Source organism: Bartonella sp. AU55XJBT, assembly GCF_028618525.1.
Map to the genome: position 1 here is coordinate 80,043 of NZ_JAQITC010000005.1, position 15,279 is coordinate 95,321.

13 protein-coding genes are annotated in these 15,279 nt (G+C 38.0%); 1 reads left to right on the forward strand and 12 read right to left on the reverse strand.

The window, feature by feature from the left end:
• Positions 1-9 precede the first annotated feature (9 nt).
• The 7 genes from PVV70_RS03820 to thiC form a co-directional block, all read right to left on the reverse strand.
• On the reverse strand, positions 10-849 hold the full coding sequence (locus tag PVV70_RS03820) for a uracil-DNA glycosylase family protein (protein WP_273757968.1): 840 nt from the start codon (positions 847-849) through the stop codon (positions 10-12).
• 360 nt (positions 850-1,209) lie between these two features.
• Positions 1,210-1,968, reverse strand: a complete 759-nt coding sequence (locus tag PVV70_RS03825) for a hydroxymethylpyrimidine/phosphomethylpyrimidine kinase (RefSeq protein ID WP_273758030.1) — start codon at positions 1,966-1,968, stop codon at positions 1,210-1,212.
• On the reverse strand, positions 1,959-2,564 hold the full coding sequence (locus PVV70_RS03830) for a thiamine phosphate synthase (RefSeq protein ID WP_273757969.1): 606 nt from the start codon (positions 2,562-2,564) through the stop codon (positions 1,959-1,961). The genes PVV70_RS03825 and PVV70_RS03830 overlap by 10 nt, the downstream gene beginning before the upstream one ends.
• Positions 2,564-3,334, reverse strand: coding sequence for a thiazole synthase (locus PVV70_RS03835; protein WP_273757970.1), 771 nt, complete (start codon positions 3,332-3,334; stop codon positions 2,564-2,566). The genes PVV70_RS03830 and PVV70_RS03835 overlap by 1 nt, the downstream gene beginning before the upstream one ends.
• Positions 3,335-3,339: 5 nt before the next feature.
• Positions 3,340-3,537, reverse strand: coding sequence for a sulfur carrier protein ThiS (gene thiS, locus PVV70_RS03840; protein ID WP_273717599.1), 198 nt, complete (start codon positions 3,535-3,537; stop codon positions 3,340-3,342).
• 3 nt (positions 3,538-3,540) lie between these two features.
• Positions 3,541-4,491, reverse strand: a complete 951-nt coding sequence (gene thiO, locus PVV70_RS03845; RefSeq protein ID WP_273757971.1) for a glycine oxidase ThiO — start codon at positions 4,489-4,491, stop codon at positions 3,541-3,543.
• A complete protein-coding gene (gene thiC / locus PVV70_RS03850) occupies positions 4,488-6,308 on the reverse strand; it encodes a phosphomethylpyrimidine synthase ThiC (RefSeq protein WP_273757972.1) in 1,821 nt (606 codons plus the stop codon). The genes thiO and thiC overlap by 4 nt, the downstream gene beginning before the upstream one ends.
• A gap of 1,373 nt (positions 6,309-7,681) precedes the next feature.
• Between thiC and PVV70_RS03855 the strand changes: the two genes are divergently transcribed.
• Positions 7,682-8,656 (forward strand): phage tail protein, encoded by a 975-nt coding sequence (locus PVV70_RS03855; protein ID WP_273757973.1) that lies wholly within the window; start codon positions 7,682-7,684, stop codon positions 8,654-8,656.
• Positions 8,657-8,898: 242 nt separating this feature from the next.
• Here the strand turns inward: PVV70_RS03855 and PVV70_RS03860 are convergent, their stop codons facing one another.
• The 5 genes from PVV70_RS03860 to PVV70_RS03880 all read right to left on the reverse strand — a co-directional run bounded on the left by PVV70_RS03860 (position 8,899) and on the right by PVV70_RS03880 (position 15,235).
• Positions 8,899-9,738: a heme ABC transporter ATP-binding protein gene (locus PVV70_RS03860; RefSeq protein ID WP_273757974.1), complete on the reverse strand. Its 840-nt coding sequence runs from the start codon at positions 9,736-9,738 to the stop codon at positions 8,899-8,901.
• Positions 9,735-10,814, reverse strand: coding sequence for an iron ABC transporter permease (locus PVV70_RS03865; RefSeq protein WP_273757975.1), 1,080 nt, complete (start codon positions 10,812-10,814; stop codon positions 9,735-9,737). Before PVV70_RS03865 ends, PVV70_RS03860 begins: the two co-directional genes overlap by 4 nt.
• A gap of 20 nt (positions 10,815-10,834) precedes the next feature.
• Positions 10,835-11,740, reverse strand: coding sequence for a hemin ABC transporter substrate-binding protein (locus tag PVV70_RS03870; RefSeq protein ID WP_273757976.1), 906 nt, complete (start codon positions 11,738-11,740; stop codon positions 10,835-10,837).
• Positions 11,741-11,751: 11 nt separating this feature from the next.
• Positions 11,752-12,795, reverse strand: coding sequence for a hemin-degrading factor (locus tag PVV70_RS03875; protein WP_273757977.1), 1,044 nt, complete (start codon positions 12,793-12,795; stop codon positions 11,752-11,754).
• Between the two features lie 262 nt (positions 12,796-13,057).
• On the reverse strand, positions 13,058-15,235 hold the full coding sequence (locus PVV70_RS03880; RefSeq protein WP_273757978.1) for a TonB-dependent hemoglobin/transferrin/lactoferrin family receptor: 2,178 nt from the start codon (positions 15,233-15,235) through the stop codon (positions 13,058-13,060).
• Positions 15,236-15,279 lie beyond the last annotated feature (44 nt).

Here is a 15,279-nt window from a genome sequence, read left to right on the forward strand (position 1 = left end):
ATTAAAGAATTACAAAAGGCTATCGAGGCGCTTTTTTACTTCTAAGAAGTCTATCCATGTAAGCTTCTTTTGACTAGGGGTTCTAAGAAGGTAGGCTGGGTGGAAAGTCGGCATAACAGGTATTTTTATATTATCCTCACTTTCATAAACATGCCATTTCCCTCGTGTTCGGATAATCCCACTTTGAGATCCGGTTAGAAACTGTGCAGCAACGCCTCCCAGTGCTATAAGCACACGAGGACGCGCTAAATAAATGTGCCGTTCAATAAAAGGGCGGCACAAGGCAACTTCTCTTGGTGTTGGTGTACGATTTCCTGGTGGACGCCAAGGAATAGTGTTGGCGATGTACACATTATTTCTTGTTAAGCCAATTGATGCGAGAATTTTATTCAGTAACATTCCTGCTTTTCCTACAAAAGGAACGCCTTGTATATCCTCTTCTCGTCCTGGGGCTTCGCCTATGAGCATCAGAGGGCTTCCTGCTGTCCCATCTGAAAAACAGGTGTTTTTTGCTGTTAACTTTAATGAACAGCCATTAAATGCAAGAAGAGCAGATTTTAATTCATCAAGTGTCTTTGCACTTTTTGCGCTCTCTATAGCTGCAGGTTCATTTTGTATAGCCCTAGAGTTATGCAGCGGCTGATGATCTAATTTTATGGTTGGAGATGTTTTGGGGGGGGGGTGTTGATTATGAGAAACATTCACAACAGATATTAATTTTTTCTCTGAACAAACAGATTGCTTAAAACGATCAATAGGTAAATCTGCCAGAACAGCATCCGCACCACTTTCTTTATAAAAGTTTAAGAGTTCTTCATAGGAAATTGAGCACGGTGTTTGATTTAACATTTTATTTTTTCTAATGATCTAATGACGATAGATCAAACAAAATTATCCTTCAAGTTTTATAAATATATTCGTTAGTCGTTAATGTATAAGAACGCTGATAGCATTTTCTCTTTTCACAAAAAAGATAAATCGTAAAATACGAATCTTTACAATTATAGACATCTTTAAATGTAAAATTTGTTTAAATTACGCTATTTCAACTTTTTAAACAGACTAATCTCTCCATGGTAAAAGAATTCTCTACGGAACGCAAGTGGTATGAATGACAATATTTTTATTTATTTTTATGATTTTTATTTATAAATACTATTTATATGAACAAAAATACATAAATATTACTTTTATATAATCTGATATTATTTAAAAAATATTTTTACAATGGGTTAAAAGCAATGTGTGGGTATATGCTTTTGCTTTTTTGACAGCTGAAATAAGAGATTCATCGAGTGCCAAATGGGCTGCAATGGCACTTGAGAGAATACACCCTGTTCCACGCATTGTTCCTTTTAAACGTGGAGCAGAAATATTGATGACTTCCATTTTGTCAATGAAGCTATCAATTGCAAGAGATCCCTCTGCATGCCCCCCTTTTACTAAAATAGAGCGAGTGCCCAATGACAAAAGTTTTTTTGCTTGTTGTATGGTCTCTTCATGATGAGATGCCAGTGGGGTTTGGCTTAGAAGAGCGAGTTCGTCTCTATTGGGTGTTAAAAGAGTCACATATGGGAGAAGCTGATTGATCATAATTTCTATGATTTTTTCCGTTGTTAGTTTTCCCCCTGATGAAGCAACCAGTACCGGATCAAGAATAACGGGAATATGGGGATAATCTTCGAGTACACGACAAATTTCTGCTATAATTGCTTGATTTCCGGTCATGCCAATTTTTATTGCGCTGACTGAATGAGCCTCTAGAGCTATACGCATTTGTGCGGCAATAAGTTTTTCATTCATGGGTACAATTTCAGCGACGTGATGATCATCTTGTACATTTACACAAGTGATGGCTAAATTTGCTTTGATGTGAAAATGTGCAGCTGTCTCTATATCACGAACAATACCAGCACCTCCTGTTGGATCAGTGCCTGCAACAATGAGAATAGAAGGTGTCAACGCCATGGCTGGGTCACCTTGAGCCATTGTTCTACCCGTTCTTCGGGTTTTTTATGGAGGGTAATGTCGGTGACAACAGCCGCGCTATTGGCTCCTGCTTTCAAAATATCTATTGCGCGTTCTGGGTTTAAACCACCAATTCCAACGAAAGGTAAAGCACCAATTCGTTTTCTCCATTGTTTGATTTTTTCTAATCCTTGAGGTTGCCATTTCATTTTTTTTAAGATTGTCGGATAAATAGGACCAAGAGCAATATAGTCAGGATGAACAGAGAGGGCGATATCCAATTCTTGGTTATCATGAGTGCTAAGACCAAATCTTATACCATTTTTGCGAATTGCAGGAAGATCAGCATTGCTTAGATCTTCTTGCCCAAGATGAATGAAATTGCATTTTTCATCAATGGCAATGCGCCAATGATCATTAATAATGAGTTGTGCTTCCCATTTATCACAGATGTTTTTTGCGCGTCTGATATGTTGACTGATTGTTTGAAGGTTTTCGTCTTTCATACGCAATTGTATGAGTTTTATACCAAGAGGAACCAAGCGTTCAACCCAATCAGCATTGTCAACGATGAGATAAAAAGGATCCAATTTCATCAAAATACCGCTTTACCAATAACGGGCGTTGAAGGAACCGCTACATTGCGTGCTTCGAGAATACCTGCTTTATATCCCATACGCCCTGCCTGGATAGCTTTAGAAAATGCTTCAGCCATCAAGACAGGATCACCTGCTTTAGCAACTGCGGTATTAAGAAGCACAGCATCATAACCCAGTTCCATAGCAACAGCAGCATGGGATGGACGCCCAATGCCAGCATCAATAATGAGCGTAACATCAGGAAGGTAAGCACGGATAGAGCGCAGTCCATCGATATTATGAGGGCCTTTAGCAGAACCAATAGGCGCGCACCAAGGCATAATGACACGGCAACCAACATCGAGAAGCTTTTCAGCCACAATGAGATCATCGGTTGTATAGGCAAAAATATGGAAACCTTCACTGTTTAAAATTTCTGCTGCTTCAATTAAAGAAAAAACATTGGGTTGTAAGGTATCGGCATTTCCGATAATTTCGAGTTTAATCCAAGAAGTTTTAAAGAGATCTCGTGCTAAATGGGCCGTGGTCATAGCTTCTTTAACAGTGTAACAACCTGCGGTATTGGGAAGTATTGTTATATCGAGCTCTTGAAGGAATTGCCAAAACTGCCCTCCTTGTTTTCCCCCAGCACTTTCTCGGCGTAATGAAACGGTTATAATTTCTGTACCGGATTTACAAATAGCATCACGCAGAATTGCAGGGGAGGGATATTGTGCTGTACCTAACATAAGACGGGATGAGAATTCACGTCCATAAAGATTCAACATAAATATTAGCCTCCTTGCATTGGGCTTAAAATTTCTACTTTATCCCCTTCATGCAAAATAAATTGATCGCGCGCCTCTAAAGGAACAACCTCAGCATTAACAGCAGTTGCTAGCCAATTTCCTTCATATCCCAATTCCACAAGCAAGAGATTAAGAAAAGTGGCTTCTGTTTGAAGTTTTTCACCATTAACAAATATCTGCATGTTTTATTCCAATGCCAATTTCATTGTTCGTTTTGCCATTTCTGGAGATAAAAGAAAACCATGTCTATAAAATCCATTCATAGAAATGTGATTACCATATTTGTATACAGAAGGGAAGTTATCAGGATAAGCTGGACGAACCCCAACACCAGATTCAATAATTTCTGCTTCAGCAAAAGCAGGGTGCAATGTATAGGCAGCGTTGAGCAATTCCATCATTGATCTGACAGAGATGGCGCCATCAAAGTCACTCTCAATCATCGTTGCACCAATCATAAAAATATTATCTTGCCGCGGCACAATATAGAGCGGAATACGGGGATGAAGAAGACGAACGGGACGGGAAAGTTTAATATCCCTACTGCGTAGGAGCAGCATTTCACCCCGCACCCCTCGTATATCTTTATCTTTTCCTAAACGTGCTATTCCTGTTGCATCAATGACCATATCAAAATTTGTTTCAGACGTTTTGACATCAACAAAACATACGCCACTTTTTATTAGGTTTTCTTTTAAAGCAATAAGTACTTTGCGAGGATCAAGATGCGCTTCATTTTCATAAAAAAGCGCATGGTTAAAACGTTCTGCAAGATCAGGTTCAAGGCGCGTTATTTCTTCACCATTTATAATTCTATGATGATGTGTTCGCTCTGAAAATCGTTCAAGTTCTACCTTATCTCGTGCTGGTGCGACAACTAAAGTTCCTTTTCGTGTAACAAGATCTGGAAATGTTTTGCACCACCACTCTATGGCTTGTACACCAAGATCTTCAACAATTTGTTCAGCATTTTCTCTTTCACAGTAAGGTGCTAGCATTCCTCCCGCATACCAACTTGCCGTTCCTATAGGAGAAGAAGGAGGGGCCGATACAGTAACATGAGCGCCTTTTTGTTGTAACATAAAAGCAACCGTTAAACCACCGACCCCCGCACCTTTGATAAGAATATTCTTCAACTACTTACTCTCTTTTTTTGAGGTGCTTCGACATAAATGTCACCCCTTTCTTGATATTTTTCAGCCATAGCAACCATACCTTCACCTTTTGTCTTTTGGAGTGCTGCAGCATCTCGAATATCATGGGAAATACGCATAGAACAGAATTTTGGTCCACACATGGAACAAAAATGCACCAATTTATGCGCATCTTTTGGCATTGTTTCATCATGAAAGGCACAAGCCGTTTCTGGATCAAGAGAAAGGTTGAATTGATCATGCCATCTAAAGTCAAATCGTGCACGTGAGAGAGCATTATCGCGTAATTGTGCTCTGGGCAAACCTTTTGCAAGATCAGCAGCATGAGCGGCAATTTTATAAGTGATGACTCCGGTTTTGACATCATTTTTATCGGGAAGCCCTAGGTGTTCTTTAGGTGTTACATAGCACAACATAGCGGTTCCAAGCCACCCAATCATAGCCGCACCAATGGCGGAAGTAATATGGTCATAACCAGGAGCGATATCAGTTGTAAGAGGTCCCAAAGTATAAAAAGGGGCTTCATGACAAAGATCGAGTTGTTGTTCCATGTTTTCTTTAATTTTGTGCATTGGAACATGTCCAGGTCCTTCAATCATAACCTGTACATTTTTTCCCCAAGCAATTTTTGTTAATTCTCCTAAAGTCTTAAGTTCAGCAAATTGGGCCTCATCATTAGCATCAGCAATAGAGCCAGGGCGTAATCCATCTCCTAAGGAAAGAGAGATATCATAGGTGCTTGCAATATCACAAATTTCATCAAAATGTTCATAGAGAAAGCTTTCTTTATGATGATGAAGACACCATTTTGCCATAATAGAACCACCCCGCGACACAATCCCTGTTACACGATCAATGGTCATTGGAATAAATGGTAACCTTAAGCCAGCATGAATAGTAAAATAATCAACGCCCTGTTCTGCTTGTTCTATAAGAGTATCGCGAAAAATGTCCCATGTTAAATTTTCAGCAATACCTTGTACTTTTTCGAGCGCTTGATAAAGAGGAACAGTCCCGATGGGTACAGGAGAATTTCGAATAATCCACTCACGGATATTGTGAATATTTCGCCCCGTCGAGAGATCCATCACTGTATCTGCGCCCCAACGAATAGCCCAAACCATTTTATCAACTTCTTCTGCCATAGAAGATGTTACAGCTGAATTGCCAATATTGGCATTAATTTTAACACGAAAATTGCGCCCAATAATCATTGGTTCGCATTCTGGATGATTGATATTCTGGGGAATAATGGCGCGTCCGTTTGCAATTTCATTCCGAACGAATTCCGCAGTATAAATTTCTGGTATTCCTCCCCCCAATGGACTTGATTGCGCTTTTTGTTGATCTTTTATTGAGAGCCCTTCATTTTCTCGTATAGCAACATATTCCATTTCGGCGGTAATAATACCTGCACGTGCATACGCCATTTGTGTAATTTCTTTGCCATTTTTTGCGCGCAAAATAGACCGTTTTTTTTCAAAGGCGGGTATAGGAGAGCGCATTAATCCATTATCTTCAGGTTTAATTGGACGTTCAGGATAAGGTTCAGTATCATCACGCTTAGAGAGCCAAGATGAGCCAATTGCGGGTAAACCTTTTGTAAGATCAATGATTGCATCTTTGTCGGTATAGAGACCAGAAGTATCGTAAACATTTAAAGGTTTTTCACCACTCCCATTGGTTAATGAAATTTCACGCAATGGAACACGCACATCAGAAAAAAGAGGGCTCTGTTGATAAATTTTGCGTGAGGCGGGAAAGGGGCTACAACTGATTGATGGAATATTTTTTGGCACAAATTTTTCCTTCTAAACACAGAGTTCAAAAACTAAGGGGTATGGGGATATATTCAAATGATCAATTATGTATTCTTGAATGAAGAAATGCTTTTAACCTTTTATAGTCAGTGATCTTCAATAAAGTTTAAGAAAATTTATTTTGAAAAGATTAATGCAATATCTAAATAATATCTGCACTCCCCCACATAAACACTTTTGCTAGCACTGGTATGATTGGCTTAAATATGGATATTGTCAATCACAAAGATATTATTTTTAACGATTTTGGTGTATTTTTTAAGAATAAAAAGAGGCATTATGAAGTGATAAACTATATATTAAGAAATTGTTTTTGATAGTTGGGGAGAGAAAATATAAATCAATCGGGCATTTTTTGTTTGGATTGATGAGGCAGATGAGTAAGCAAAAGAGTTTAGAGAGTACTTACTTTGATAGTGCAATGATTAAGAAGAGCACCAATAATTGCGAGATCATGTTCAAAAGGATTTATTGTTCTTGCAAAAAAAATATACCTATAATAAAATATATACAGAGAGGGAGAGCCGTTTTAAATGAGGGCGGGTTTGGTTGTAGAGCGTTGGTTTTAAAAATCTTGCGAGATATGTTCATAAAGGCTTAAGGGGTGGGGTGTGTTTCTTGGTATCTGGATCGGTACAATCTTCAGATTTAAGGAAACTCTGTGATTTTTCCTTAGTATTTCAATTCACTGAAGGGAATAAATTATCATATCGAATATATTCTCTATGATATATTGAGGTTGCACAGAAGTCTGTTCAGAAAAGTATTGGTGTTGAGCTCGCAATACAATTTCAGAAATAAATTGAATGAAATAGAGTAAGGTATCTGCATGTAAATAAAAACATAATGAGGCATGCAAAGAATTTGAAGCTAACTTTTGAATTTTTTAAATACAAATGATAGTCAAAAGAAATATTTGACTTATTAAACAAATAAAATATTTCATTAAAAATTTAAATCAGCGACTTTTTATGCAAATGACAAGTTATTGCATTCAATAATGTTTATATGAAATCCATAGTAAGGGAAAATTTGAACGGTATTTGTAAATTTTGCAACAAGATGCAAAATTTAGGAATGTAATTGTTTAACGATAGCAAAGCAACAAAACAAGATATCAAATAACATCAGATGAGGTGCTACATTACGCATTAGAGGTGGAAGCATTAAGACTGATATTATGAAAAAAAATCTGATGAAATGAGCTTATTAAATTGAAAGGGGTGAAGAGAGAAGGAATGTATAAAATAGGGATGGTGCAATGGTTATGATATAACAATGCGGCAGGCACATTTTTAGAGTACAGAACGAGAAGTTGTTAGAAAAACGTTGAAAATAATGGGGGATTTATAATGTCAAATATTTACGATTGGTCGCTAAAGGCTGATGAAAATGCTCATTCAGATAATATTATTAATTGGGCAGAAGGACAGCCGCCTAGTTCTGTCAATGATAGCGCAAGGGCGATGATGCAGCGCGTGCGTGAATATCTTGCAGATAATGGTGGATCTATTGACGCTGGCTTTATGATCAATGCGGAAGATGAAACAACATTAATTACCTTAAAGACAGTTTCGCCTATAAAGAAATACAACAATGATATCATTATACGTTTTAAGGCCCATGGCGTGAATGTTGGCACGACGACAGTAAAAGTTAATAGCATGGGAGAAAAGCCTATTTATAAAGCAACGAATACAGGTGTTATACCGTTAGAAGGGGGAGAGCTACAAACAGATGGTATTTATGAAATGGTATATAATGGCAATGTTTCAATGGAAGGTCGAGATGGTTGGTATTTATTAAATCCTACACCACCAAAGATAGAATTTTTTCCGGCTGGATTCATTGCAACATTTGCTATGCAAAATATGCCGAATGGTTGGCTTTTATGTGATGGTAAGGCCTATAAGCGCAAAGATTATCCGCAGTTATTCAAGGCAATAGGTGATAAATGGGGAAAGTACAGTGATACAACTTTTAAAGTTCCTGATTTTAGAGGCATGTTTTTACGTGGTTTTGATGATGGACGGGGTTTAGATGATGATAGAAAATTTGCAGATGAACAACAAGATAGCATAAAATCACATACACATATTGGAACTATCGAAGAATCGGGCAAGCATGCACACAATTTTGAGTATAAAGGCGTTGGATGGCCAACTGGTAATATTGGGAGATTACCGAATTATTATACCTATAATGCTACCTTGCAAGGGACAACAGATTCTTCTGGTGCGCATACACACAAGGTAACTCTTTCCCATACGGGTGAAGCAGAAACGCGACCTGTTAATACAACCGTTGTTTATGCTATAAAATCATAAGTATGATCGGGGATAAAGAATCTCTACACATTTGCTCATTTTATTAATGCGGAGTAATTCCGCGTTAATTTCTATTTATATAAAGCGGAGCCTATAATACTGTTCATACGATACTTGAAAGAGCTAAAAAAACAATTTTAAAATAGAAGGAAAAATATGATCATATTTGATATTCTTAAGGCGCTCATTTAAAAAATAAAACAGGCTTTTGGATAGTTTCGTGTTTTATTTTTTTATGGATTTTAATTTTTAGATTGAAGCCGATAATAGCTTTGATGAGACCTAACTTCACAAGATGATGCCGTTTGAGGGAGAATAAATGGGATGTCTTCTTTAGGCAATTCAGAAACGTTTAAGGAACAATGATAAACATCGCGGAGATTTTGTGTGGTTAAAACGGCAGAAGCATTTCCTTCATAATAAATCTCGCCCTCCTTGAGCAAGATCATGTTATCTGCATAATGTGCCGCGAGATTGAGATCATGAAGAACAGCAAGAACGCCACCGCCAGAATGGGCAAATTGTTTTGCAATGTCCATAACGATAATTTGATGTTGAATATCGAGGCTAGCAATAGGTTCATCTAATATCATCCAGCGAGGAATTCCATTATAAATGGGTTTCCAGATTTGACAAAGAACACGCGCAAGCTGTACGCGCGCTTGTTCTCCACCTGATAATTGGTGATAGTACAGGTTACCGTAATCAGAAAGGTCAACGCGCTCTAAAGCTTCTTGGATAAGATTTTGCAATTCGGCTTTGGCAATGGTAATTTGGTTTACAGAAAGGCCAAGCCCTACAACTTCATGAACTAAGAATGGAAATACGAGGGTTGTTGATTGTGGTAAAACGGCTCGCATTTTTGCCATTTCATAAGTCTTTGTTTGGCGTACATCATAACCATTTAAGGTTATTTTTCCACTGTAGGGAATTTCTCCACTTAATGCTTTGACAAAAGTACTTTTTCCTGATCCGTTTGGACCGATAATGATGGTAAAAGCGCCACTTTTAGCCTGAAGATTAATGTTGTTAAGAATCTGTTTCTTCCCGCGCTGAACGCAAATATTTATCGCTTCAATCATGAAAAGTCTGTTCCTCGTTTGCATATAAGAATCCACAGGAAGAAGGGAGCCCCAAAAAGTGCTGTTACAATTCCAATTGGCAATTCTGCGGGAGCAACAATTAAGCGTGCAAACGTATCAGCAAAAATAAGTAATGCTGCTCCCAAGAGAGCAGAATAAGGAATGAGATAGCGGTGATCAGGACCAATGAGCTGACGTAAAATATGAGGAACAATAATCCCAATAAAACCAATACCACCACTGACAGCAACAGCACTTCCACACATAAGAGCAACAAGGGGAATCGCAATATTTTTAACGCGTTGAACTGGGAAGCCAATATGACCAGCAACGGCTTCTCCAAGTGCAAGAGCATTCAGTGCTCGTGATAAAAAGGGGGAGAAAAGAAGACCAATAAAGATAAAAGGGAGAACAAGCCATACTTTCAACCATGTTGCACCTGCAAGAGAGCCAAGACTCCAAAAAGTGATATCGCGTAATTGTTGGTCATTTGCGATAAAAATCAACGTTCCGACAACTGCACTGCTTAAGGCTCCAAGGGCAATGCCGGCAAGCAACATGGTTGCAATAGAGGTAAAGCTATGATGCGTTGCTATTATGTAGAGAACAATCGTTGATAAAAGCCCTCCCAAAAAAGCGCCTATGATAACCTTGTACGGCTCTAGAAAAGGTGCAAATGAAATAGGAAAGGCAAAACCTACAACAATTGCTAAAACAGCACCAAGACCGGCTCCTGCTGATACACCTACAATTCCAGGATCAGCAAGAGGATTACGGAAAAGTCCTTGCATCAGAACACCAGAGACAGCCAAAGCTGCTCCAATCAATAGTCCTAAGATAACACGAGGAAGCCTTATATCAATAAATATGAGATAATCGCGTGTTTTACGACTGACAGAAAATTCTTGCGTAAACATGCTATAAAGAAAATCAAAGAGTGAAGTATTTGAAGCACCATTTAAAAGTCCGCTTAAAATGCTAAAGATGAGGAATATTATGAGAGCTAATAAGAGTATTTTTCTTAAATTTTCGCGCTTTATTCTTTTACTTTTCTCTGTTTCAGATGCATAAACCATGGATGGTTTCTCTACTAATTTTATCCGTTTTTATCGTTTTGGTTTGCACCATAAAGCATATGAATAAGTTCTCTTGATGCATTTGCAGTGCGTGGACCAAATCCTAAAAGGTACATAGCATCCATTTGTTTAATAGCGCGATTTTTGGCGGCAGTTGTTGCTTGAATTGCTGGTATAGCTAAAAGTTTTTCAAGATTAATAGATTTTGCACTATGTGTTATAAGCAAAATAGCATCAGGGTCTGCTTTTAGTAACGCTTCGTTATTGAGAAGTTTATACCCTTTATAATCAGTAATGGCATTGATAGCCCCTGAAAGTTTTATGATACCATCAGCTGCTGTATCTGTTCCAGATGCCATAACGCGCCCATTTTGTACGGATAAAATGAAAAGGACACGCTTTGGTTTCGTAACCTTTGCCAAAAGAGCATCGTTGTCTACAAAATCACGGCTTACTTTTTGAATTAATGCAGTGGCTTGTGCTTCACGATGGATAGCTTTTCCAACGAGGCGAATTTTTTCTATGACACTTTCTCGAGAATAATTTTCTGGTATGATCACGATAGGGATTGATGTTTTTTTGAGAATTTCAATTGTTGAAGGAGGTCCACTTCCTTCAACAAGCAAGATGCCTTCTGGAGCAAGAGATAGAACACCTTCAGGTGAAAGAGCACGCATGTAGCCAAGCACAGGAAGTTTGAGGGCTTCTTTAGGATAAACGCTTGTACTATCACGAGCAACAAGTTGATCCTGTGCGCCTAACGCATAAACAATTTCCGTCAGAGAACCGCCAATGGAAACAATCCGTGCATTTTCAGAAAAACGTGTGGTAGGTTCAGCAATGACACGTTGAGAAAAGAAGCTAAAAGAAAGCAGCAGAAAAAGAAGAAAAAAACTGAAGTGTCTACGCAAAAGAAGTATAAGCATATTTTATCTTTCTAAGCGACGACTAATTCTTGATAGGGAGGAAGAGACTTCAATAAAGTACGCCAATCCTCACGCTCTTTTTGACCTTCTTTGCGCAAGCCAAAAAATTGAACAATCATATCATCATTTTTATCGAAAACTTCAAGTGAACTGACATAGCCATCACGGGTAGGTTTGCGAACATGCCATACACTAGCAATCCCAGATGTAAGTAGGTGGAGGTCAAACCCTGGATCAAGAACATTAAGCCAAGGTCCCATTTGCTTAATATTTTTTACAATTCCACTAAAAATTTGAATACACCCCTTATTCCCAACAAAACACATAATAGGCAGTTCTTGTTCCGCGACTCGGTTAAGCATTATTTCAACAACATCTGCCTGTAATTCATCGGCAAATTCATTTCCAGCATATTTTACAGCATGATGCCGATTAATTTTAAATTCAGAAATAATTTTATGAAGTTGGTGTACATCTGTCATTTTACGCCAACGATCCCGAAAATTCTCAATATCCAATTCTGTTATGTCACATCGAACTGGAAGAGAAACGGGAAGAATGTCAAGAACAGAGGATTGATCTTCAAGAAGGAGCTTTTCAACAAGTTTATTCCATTCTTCCATGTTGGTCGCATCTTTAGAGTAGACTTTTAAAATAGCAACGCCATGCTCATCAAAGAATTGTAGACTTTTGGTAGGTTTTCCAAGAATAACGACATCATATTCAAAACCAAACTTCCATTGTTTTGTAAAAATACGCAAATCAATTTCACCAAGTGTAATAGGAATATGTTGGTTTGGAACGATTTTTTCAAAACACCCTGTTATTTCGTGAACAGCATATTCGTTTCGTGTTAAGACCATGACTGTTCCAAGCCGAGGAGCACTTTCCAAAAGAGTAGCAACATCAGCTTGTAATCTTTTTGCCTTTCCAACGGTACAATAGGCCGCAATAAGTTCCGCTTCAGATATACCAATCGAAACCGCAAAATCGCGGTTTCGCATTTCTTTTTTTTCTTCACGCAAACGAAGAATCATTTCAGCTGTATATGCCATGGACTTTACCTTTATGTTACTTAACTCAAAAACTAACTTTCAAATTTTATAATTCCAAGGCAATAGATTAAATTCTTTTAAAAGTCCAATCTATCACACAATAACGCTCTATCGCCAACAGCTGAACAACCAAAAAACGATAAAACAGAAAGAATTAAAACTTTTCTATCAAATCTTTGTAATTTTAAAGATGTTGAAAATGAAAACACAATAATTGATCCTTTTATCGATACGGGTTTGGTCTAATCGCTAACAGAAGTGACTAAAACTTTTGTACGAACGACACCTTAAAGTTACGACCAGGCTGGCTATAATAATCCTTCGGTGTTGAACTTTTACCTGAAGGAAGTTCTGATGCATTCCAATATTTTGTATTGAAAAGATTATAAACACCGGCTCTTAAAATAGGTCCCGTTTCACCGAATGGTTTCCACCACCCTGTCATATCAACGACATAGTATCCTGGAATTTTTTGGTAATCAGATGCTTTAGCTACTTTGTCACGTTTGGCTGCCAAAGTAAGGATAATATCGCTTCCCCAAACCTCTTTTGCATACCCTAATCCGATAACTGCTTTCAAAGGAGGAGTTGAGTTAAGATACTCCTTTTTATCAAGATCTTTTCCTTGTGAATAAGCAAGGGCAACATTGCTATGAAAACCATTTTTAAGAACTAAATGCGCTTTTGTTTCAACACCAAAAATTTGCACGCGGAAACGATTCATGTAATGCCGACGCGCAAATCTGAATTCATCTGATGGACCTTTATCCTCAGTATCTATGAAATTCTTATATTGGTTGATAAAGGCATTGAAGGAGCCACCGAAATTTGCATTTCCATACCGTAGACCAACATCATACCCATTGCTTGTTTCTGGTTGAAGATCAGGATTTCCTTTCACGTAATAAGCAGAAGGTTTGATATAAGAAACGTAAAGCTCTGGAATACGCGGTGCACGAAAAGCTTGTGCCCACTGAGCATAAAGCGTTACTTGATTACGAACATCCCACTCCATGCGCAATTTAGGAGAAAAACGTGATCCACTTCTTTCTGGAGGGAATTTATCAGAAATCAGCGCTTTCTCATAAGAAGGCGTTTTCTGAGGAATATATTTGTACCAATCATATCGGACTCCCGGCGTTACACGAAAACGATCATCAACGAACCCAACTTCATCTTCAAAAACAAAACCTAAATTGTAACCATTCGTGTCTGGTGAATCTGATCGATTAGCAGGAACGAAAAGACATCCTTTCGCATATTCTTTCACATGGCAATTGTCTTTGCCTAACAAATAGTGATGAAATTTAGATGACTCAACATTCGTTGCAAACTTTAACGTATGGCTCACAGTGCCAAAATCGACTTTTTTAAGTGCATCAGCATTGAAACCATAATTGATATTACGCAAAAAATTATCTCTCAGATAATCCCCTTTAGGGGCTGAAACACGAACGCCAGTCAAAACGTGACGACTTGATTGCCTTTGCCAAAAAAGCACCCCACTAAACGCATCAAGAAACGCATCGCCATTACCATTATAATCATAAGAAAGAGAAAAGCGCTCACGAATTTTATTATCCTGATCATAAACGGAACCTAGAGCATATCTTGCAGATTCATTTAATGAATGTGTGTTACTATTATGACCAAAACGTTCTGCGGTAAAACCAAGCCGATGATTATCACTCAAATATTGATGGATTTTAAAAAGCAAGTTATTTTTATCAAAGTGAGAAGGGTTTTTACGCGTGCGTTCCTGATATCCTCCCACTGTTCCCATATTTTTGCGCTCATGACCTTCTACATAAGACCCTTGGAAAAGCAAAAATGTTCGGTAATTACGCACAGCAAAAGCTTGATCGATACGCCAGCTATTATCAACGGAGTGATAACCACCTTTTATAAGACTTCCCCAATTTTTTCCTTCCACGATAAGGTCTTCTGGATTAAGGGTACGCAGTGCAATTATTCCCCCTAGAGCGCCAGAACCATAACGACTAGAATCTGATCCTTGAATAGTATCAAATGTAGAAAGAGCATTGAAATCAAAAGTTGTATTTCCACCGCCACCACGGAATATATCGTTAAACCATGGAAGAGAAATACCATCCATTGTCGTAAGAACACGGTTTGCATCTAAACCACGAACAACGAAACTGTTATTCTCTGAGTTATAGGAGACAGAAGGATTAAGACGACTCACATCATAAACATCAGTGATTTGTTTTGCATCAATATTCTTATTAGTTTTACGATCTGTTAGAATGGTTATTGAATTTGAAGCGTCTTCTATTTTTTTTCCTTTAATAAGGATTGGTTTGAGCTCAGTCACAATATTTTTATCGCTGTTTTGTGCAAAAACAAATGAAGGTATACAGACCGATAACGCACTTAAAATCACACAGCTCTTATGGATATTTTCTCGTCTTATTCGCATAACACATCATAACCTTTTTTAAAACATCCCCTCTCTAAGCTTGA